At 68.8% G+C, this 6,052-nt stretch carries 6 protein-coding genes; 3 read left to right on the forward strand and 3 right to left on the reverse strand.

Annotated elements, in window-relative coordinates; translation table 11 throughout:
- The first annotated feature begins 237 nt into the window (after positions 1-237).
- Together VGH85_23975 and VGH85_23980 are read left to right on the forward strand one after the other, a co-directional pair.
- A complete protein-coding gene (locus VGH85_23975) occupies positions 238-1,011 on the forward strand; it encodes a hypothetical protein (protein ID HEY2176878.1) in 774 nt (257 codons plus the stop codon).
- Between the two features lie 38 nt (positions 1,012-1,049).
- Positions 1,050-1,805 (forward strand): class F sortase, encoded by a 756-nt coding sequence (locus VGH85_23980; GenBank protein HEY2176879.1) that lies wholly within the window; start codon positions 1,050-1,052, stop codon positions 1,803-1,805.
- 22 nt (positions 1,806-1,827) lie between these two features.
- Here the strand turns inward: VGH85_23980 and VGH85_23985 are convergent, their stop codons facing one another.
- Genes VGH85_23985 through VGH85_23995 form a run of 3 tightly spaced genes read right to left on the reverse strand, consistent with a single transcriptional unit; the run spans position 1,828 to position 4,468 of the window.
- Positions 1,828-3,633, reverse strand: coding sequence for a hypothetical protein (locus VGH85_23985; protein HEY2176880.1), 1,806 nt, complete (start codon positions 3,631-3,633; stop codon positions 1,828-1,830).
- Between the two features lie 38 nt (positions 3,634-3,671).
- Positions 3,672-4,091 (reverse strand): hypothetical protein, encoded by a 420-nt coding sequence (locus tag VGH85_23990; GenBank protein HEY2176881.1) that lies wholly within the window; start codon positions 4,089-4,091, stop codon positions 3,672-3,674.
- Positions 4,088-4,468, reverse strand: a complete 381-nt coding sequence (locus VGH85_23995; protein ID HEY2176882.1) for a cupin domain-containing protein — start codon at positions 4,466-4,468, stop codon at positions 4,088-4,090. Before VGH85_23995 ends, VGH85_23990 begins: the two co-directional genes overlap by 4 nt.
- Before the next feature lie 156 nt (positions 4,469-4,624).
- On the opposite strand from VGH85_23995, the gene VGH85_24000 reads away from it, so the two are divergent.
- A complete protein-coding gene (locus VGH85_24000) occupies positions 4,625-5,827 on the forward strand; it encodes a hypothetical protein (GenBank protein ID HEY2176883.1) in 1,203 nt (400 codons plus the stop codon).
- Positions 5,828-6,052 lie beyond the last annotated feature (225 nt).

The following is a 6,052-nucleotide window of genomic DNA, read 5'->3' on the forward strand; positions in this document are numbered from 1 at the left end:
GATCGCGGGGCTAATCACCCGGTCGCCTATAGAGATCTCGACCTTACGGACTGACCGACAAGAGTTGTCGCCCGATATCGCACCACGTCGTAGCCCGTCGCTCGGCGTACTCGCCTGCTCGGTCCCCGCACGGCGTCAGACAGCACGAATGAACCGACCGTCCCACTGAGGCGAATGGCCTTCCACGTGTTGACTGCGGCGGGACATCCCATCCTGCCGGACCCGATGGGAGACCCCATGCGCAAGGCACTCAAGATCGCCGTACCACTCGCCGTGGCCGCACTGCCGCTGCTGATTCCAGCCGCAGCGTCCGCACAGGGCGCGATGGGGTACCAGGCGACGCTCAAGCCGCTGAACCACTCGAGCGGATCCGGTACCGCGATGGTCATGCTGAACGGCAACAAGGCCACCGTCACCGAGCACGTTTCGGGCCTGGCCCCGACCTTCGGCAAGGCCCCGTACCCACACGTGCAACACATCCACATCAACGGCCAAGGCATCTGCCCGACCATGGCGGCGGACAAGAACGGCGACGGAGTCGTGTCCACCACCGAGGGGGCGCCGTCCTACGGCCCGATCGGTACGACGCTGTCGACCAGCGGCGGCACCACGCCGGCCGACGGCACCAACATCAAAATCGCGCCGAGCGGTGGTAGCTACACTTACTCCCGCACCATCACCCTGGATTCGGCCACCATGTCGTCGTTGAAGGCCGGCAAGGCTGTCGTCGTGGTGCACGGGCTCGACCCGGCGACGCTGAGCAAGCAGGCGCAGGGTGAGAAGAGTGACCTCGTCCCGTCCCTGCCGTTGGCTGCGACGTCGCCGGCGCTGTGTGGTGCGCTTACCGCCTCGCAGATGACCAGCATGCCCGCCGGTGCCGCCAACACCGGTGGGGGAAGCACGGCCGGAACGGAAGACAGCACCGAACTGGCGTTCGGCGGGATCGCACTCGTCGCCGCAGCAGGGCTCGGAGTGTTCGCCTACCGGCGCCGTACCGGCGACCAGTCCTGACGAAGACACCATGGCGAGGAGCAGGGACCGGACCCGTCGTGAGTAGACGCCGGTCACCGCGACGTGGCCGCCGCGGCATCGTTGCCGCGGCGGTCGCACTCGCGCTCGTCGTGGTGGGGGGAATCCTGATCGCGGTGGCTGCGGCGGCGCAGAAGAGCCCGCCGCAGCCATCGGCGTCGGCCGCGCATCCGGCGCCGACCGTGACGTCCGGGCCGACCCGGACGGTCCCTGCGCGACCGGGTCGTACGGCCAGGTCAGCCGACACCGCGGGCAAGAGACCGACGTCCTCGGCGCAAGTTCCGGCGACCCGAGGGCCGATCCTTCGGCGTTCCGCCCCGGTCTCGCTTTCCATCCCGGCAATCGCCGCGCATTCCGCGCTGCTCGAGCTCGGCCAGAACTCGGACCGGACGGTGCAGGTGCCGCCGCTGGGACGGGACTCGCGGGCCGGTTGGTACAGGTACTCGCCGACCCCGGGCCAGCTCGGGCCGGCGGTGATCCTCGGCCACATCGACTCCGCGAAGTACGGCCCGGGCATCTTCTTCAAGCTCGGCGCCCTGCAACCCGGCGAGACGGTAACCGTGACGCGGGCCGACCGTACCGCCGCGGTTTTCCGGATCGACCGCGTCGCGGAGTATCCGAAGAATCATTTCCCGACGCTGCAGGTCTACGGGAACATCGACCATGCGGGGCTGCGGCTGATCACCTGCGGGGGGAGTTTCGACTTCTCCACCCACAGCTACGACGACAACATCGTCGTCTACGCATCGTTGATTTCCACCCATCCCGCAGGCTGAGCAAGGATCGCGGCGGACATCGTCAGTCGAGCGCCCAGTCCATCTCATCGTCTGCGTCAGGCTCGTAGTTGCAGACGAGGCCGGTGCGGATGCTTCGTCGTAGGTGGCGGGCAAGCGCATCGTCGACGGTGGTGATGCGGTCGAGGGCCGCCGTGATCGCCTTCCGCACGGCGACTCGGGCACGTTCCTGGCTGGAGCCGCTCGTACGGGCACGGCCTCCTAGGCCGGTCGTCCTGCCAAGTTCGTCCAGCAGCGCTTCGCGCTCGCTCCGTGCGGCCGCGATCCGGCCGGTGTCGGCCCAGGCCTCTGCCTCGGCGAGCTCGTCGTCGAGGTCGCGCAGGCGTTGGCGGTACGCCGCAAGGGCCTGCCTGTCGGCCACGTCACCGAGTCCGGCTGCGGCGACCACCCCGGTGCCCGCGCCGACGAGGTCGAGGGCAGATACGGGTTGCCCGGGCCGGCGGATCAACTCGCGCAGGTACCCGTATCCGCGCAGGCCGGCGACGGGTGTGCCCGGCCGACCGATGAGCCATAACCCGCCCGGCGTGGGATGCAGGTGCATGCGGCCGGCACCGACGGCAATCGGCTCGCCGCCCGGCGACGACCATGAGGCGAGTCGGTCGTGCCACCACGGCGCGCCGATCCGTTCGTACGTGGCCAGCGCCCGCAGCCGCAGCTCTTCCGCCCGGCCGGTGTCGCCCAGCGCGGCGTATGCGCGGGAGAGCGTGTCGTCGGTGGTGCCGTGGAACATCACGGCTCCGGCGTTGAAGACCGCTCGGCCGTCGTACGGTCCAAGGAGGCCGGTCGCCTTGACGACGATCGCCCGGTCGTCGACGGCAAGGGCCGCCTCGAGCACGCATTGCAGGGTCAGCAGCCAGTTGACGTCGCGGGGGAGGTCGTCGAGAACGTCGCCGTGGAACATCGACACGAGGGCACGCGCCCGGTCCGGGCGTCGGGCGGCGACCCACAGATATGCGGCCTCTGCGCATACCGTGATGACGCCCTCGGCGACGGCGAACTCCTCGCAGTCCTGCGCACCCGCTGCGCACCGCTCGACGTCGCCGGACTGGGCGGCGGAGTAGCACGCCATCGCCTTGACGACCATCCAGGCATCCGCGAGGCGAGACCTCTCCCCAGCAGCTGCGGCCACCTCCTGGAGGTGGGTCGCGGTGTCGGTGCGGCCGCGCATGAGGTCGAGCATCTGCCGACGCGACGCGGCGAAGAAGAGGGCCCGGGGCGACTCCGCTCCGAGCAACTCGAGGGCACGGATCTGCCGGTACATCGCCTGCAGGTCGAGGGCCTCGCACGCGACCTGCAGCCCCCACAGGTGCGCCTGCAGCCGGGCATCGGTATCGAGAACGTGCGCGGCGACGTCATCGAGCCGGCTGGCCAGTGACCGCCGTACGCCGAGCTCGTCAGGACCCCAGTGCACGGCGAGAGCCGCGTCGAGGGCATCGGCCGTCAATCCGGGGTCGCCCACTCGTTGCGCCCGCTCCACCGCCTCATCGGCGAACGGCGCTGCTCGCGCTGCCTGGCCGGCATAGACCCAGCAGCGGGCCAATGCCGCAGCGAGCCGCGACCGTGACCCGTCGTCAGTGGTGCGGGCCAGCACGTCGTAAAGCAGGGCCGGGACCTTGCCGGGCTCGGACCCGAACACCTGTACCGAGGCGGCCCCGAGGACCGCACGGGTCCAGCCCTCGAGGTCGTCTTCGGCCCGGCACCGTGTGGCCGCCTCGTCGTAGAGGCGAGACGCTGCTTCCTCACTACCGCCGGCGCGCGCTGCCTCGGCACGCGCGAAGAGGTCGGCGGTCGCGGACGGATCGGTCGACACACCTCATCGTAGGTTCGGCGGCAGGCCCGCGGCACCGGTCACGGCCGGATCAGATTCACGGCAGTGGCGTGTTCGTGCTGCCGGGCCTCATCCCAATCACCCGTGCAGTAGACCGCGAGCTCGACGATTCGGTCGTCGACCACATCGGCGCGGATCATTTCGCGGGCGTACCACCGCTGCCCGGCGTTGTCCCATCGCTCCTCGAACTCCAGGGTGAAGCCGTGATCCGTCCGCTCGACGCGTTCCACGCGTACCGCACCCGGGAACGGGTGCCCCGCCGACCGGATGGAGAGCAGGTCATGGTCGGTTTCCGACTGGACTCGCCACAGCGGCAGCGATAGATCGGCGAATACGGTCGGCGCGAACAGTCCATCGGGAACGATTCCGGTCTCGAGAAACCGGATGAGCTTTGCGGAGGCCGTCGTCGAGTCAGGGCGAGCGCCCACGCCGGCGGTCATGCCGATGCTCCCAGTTCGGCGAGGTTCTTCTGCACGACGGCCATGGTCGCCTCGAGCTCGGCGGACGGGCTGAACTCCACGATGATCGTTCCGGCGGTGACCTGGGGGAGATGTCCCGGCGGCGCGTAGTAGGCGTCACCGTCGACATAGGTCTCCTCGTGGTCGGCCCAGCGGAACGTCAGCCGGCCGGCCGTGACGACGCCCCAGTGCGGGCACTGGCAGCGGTCGCCGGGCAGCCCCGCGAAGAACGGCGCCGGGTCGAGATCCTGCTTGAACGTTTCGAAGCTGACCGTGTAGTCGCCCAGCGCCGCGTAGCGTCCTTCGATGGGCGGTTCGTCGATCGCGACGGGTGTGGCGAGTCGAGATGCGCTCGGCATGGTGTCCTCCTCGGAAGTGCGGAACTGCTGACACCTCGAAGGCGTGACGACCGACGGAACATCGTGACGACGCCGGGAACGGCCACTTTTACTTGATTGACCACCAGACGGTGGACGGTATCGTGGCGCGACCAATTCGGAGCGCGATGGGGAGTCATGCAGATCAGCAGAAGGATCGCGGCGGCAGCAGTAGCCGGCGTTGTGGCACTGGGTACGGCGACACTCGCCGGGTCGACCTCGGCGGCCGCCGCGAGCGGGCCTACGACGTTGCCCACCAGCCAGTTCACGCTGTCGGCCGACTACCACCACTACGACGACGTGAACGCCGCGCTTGTGTCGAAGCTGGGAACTGCCGACGTCGACACGGTGATGGCCCACGCCAACCACGACCGGACGGCGCCCGACTCGCTCGGGCTCGCCGGTTATGCGGGCGGATTCAAGTTCGACTCGACCGACAACGGCGACTGCACCAACTATCCGCAGGGCATCTCCAGCAGCCGGGACGCCGTCGGCACCACCGACAGCGGCAACTACGACGGCCACCAGCTCATCCTCGTCAGCTGGTACACCACCAACGGCTGCGACGGCGCGCAGAGCCGCAGCCGGATCACCCTCGTCGACTGGGATGCGACGTACCCCGACAAGTACCGCAAGGTCCTTCTCGTCGAGCCGACCGGTAGCGCGGCATCGCCGAACTTCAAGGACATCCCGATGCACGCCGGCGGAATCTCGTGGTACGGCGACTATCTCTACGTTGCCGACACCGGCCATGGCATGCGCGTCTTCAACATGAAGAAGATCCTCAAGACGAACACGGGCGGTACGGCCGGCCAGATCGGCACGACCGACGGCAAGACCTTCTACGCGCACAACTACGGATACGTGCTCCCTCAGGTCGGCACCATCACGTCGCACACCACGTCGGATACGCCGCTGGTCTGGTCGGCGATCTCCCTCGACCGCGTCACCCGGTCGATCGTCGTCAACGAGTACACCTGCTCGTCCGGCTGCACGGATTACCCCAACCGGCCGGCCCGCGCGATCCGGTTCCCGTTCGCGGCGGGCGCCCCGACGTTCACGACGTCGACGACGGCGATTGAGGCGCTGCAGCTCCCGTGGCACAGGCTCAACGGGGTCGCCTCACACAACGGTCGGTGGTGGTTCAACTCGTCCGGCGACAAGAAGCTGTACTACTGGACGCCGACCGGCGGGTCGAAGACCTTCGGCTGGGTCGGCGGCGGGGAGAGCATCAGCTACTGGGAGGCCGCGGGTTCGGATCCGGACCTGCTGTGGTCACTGCAGGAGACGAAGGGGCACCGCGACGTCTTCGCCGTGAAGCAGGCCGCCTACGGGTCGTGAGGCGTGGGTGACACCCAGCTACTGAGCACCCGGGCAGTCTGTCACCGACCGTGACATTATTCGGGGCGGCGCCTCGACACAGGGCCCGGGCTGCGCGACGCTGAACGGGCGCAGGCCTCTGGACGGTGTCGGCGAACGGAGGCGGTCGTGACCGGTGAGCTTCGGGACCGGCTGCAGGAACGGTGGTGGGCGGTGTGGGCCGCCGTCCACTCGGACGTGGACAGT

Source organism: Mycobacteriales bacterium (genome assembly GCA_036497565.1).
Lineage (GTDB): Bacteria > Actinomycetota > Actinomycetes > Mycobacteriales > QHCD01 > DASXJE01.

Coding starts and splice junctions, on each gene's coding strand:
- VGH85_23975 (HEY2176878.1), top strand. CDS start 238: ATGCGCAAGGCACTCAAGATCGCCGTACCACTCGCCGTGGCCGCACTG.
- VGH85_23990 (HEY2176881.1), bottom strand. CDS start 4,091: ATGACCGCCGGCGTGGGCGCTCGCCCTGACTCGACGACGGCCTCCGCA.
- VGH85_23995 (HEY2176882.1), bottom strand. CDS start 4,468: ATGCCGAGCGCATCTCGACTCGCCACACCCGTCGCGATCGACGAACCG.
- VGH85_24000 (HEY2176883.1), top strand. CDS start 4,625: ATGCAGATCAGCAGAAGGATCGCGGCGGCAGCAGTAGCCGGCGTTGTG.